This window comes from Calditerrivibrio sp., from assembly GCF_049968475.1.
Taxonomy (GTDB): domain Bacteria; phylum Chrysiogenota; class Deferribacteres; order Deferribacterales; family Calditerrivibrionaceae; genus Calditerrivibrio; species Calditerrivibrio nitroreducens_A.
Map to the genome: position 1 here is coordinate 1 of NZ_JBMFQS010000043.1, position 519 is coordinate 519.

A 519-nucleotide genomic window follows, 5' to 3' on the forward strand; every position below is an offset into this window, starting at 1 on the left:
CTTATGGGGGTTGGAAATTGACAAAAGAGACAGAGACAGGGGGTTTTATCGATATAACGCCAGGGTTCATTTCTAAAAGTGAACTACTTTTTGTTATAAACGCTATAATAAAGGTTCTTGAAGAGGAAGCTAAAAAATAAAGCCTCGGGGCTCCTGGGTTGGTCCTGGGGGCTCTTGGGTTTTTAAGCCGTGACTTATTGTATTTGATTTTTTAAAGTAAAAGCTACGGCGACGACGATGGCAATTTTAAAGGAGGTATCGCTATGAATGAGGAGTATAAAATAAAAAATGAGTTGTTTAATATTTTCAGGAAGGTTCAAATGCATTTCAAGCTTCCCTACTGTAAAATCATATTTTCAAATAGAGAGAAAACACCTCACGGGGAGTTTATAAGTAAAATAAGAATTGTAAAAAAGAATGGAAAGAAGCGGGTTTATAAAAGGGCTTACATTGTTTTATACAGGAACGGCTGGGATGAGGACACTTTAGTGCATGAGATGGCTCATTTCCTCTTATGGG

The 519-nt window shown here is 37.4% G+C and carries 1 protein-coding gene; it reads left to right on the forward strand.

All coding sequences use genetic code 11. From position 1 onward, the window contains the following. Positions 1 to 263: 263 nt before the first annotated feature. Positions 264 to 519: hypothetical protein (locus ACP5Q2_RS09955; protein WP_428099651.1), on the forward strand; the 256-nt coding region annotated here is incomplete at its 3' end.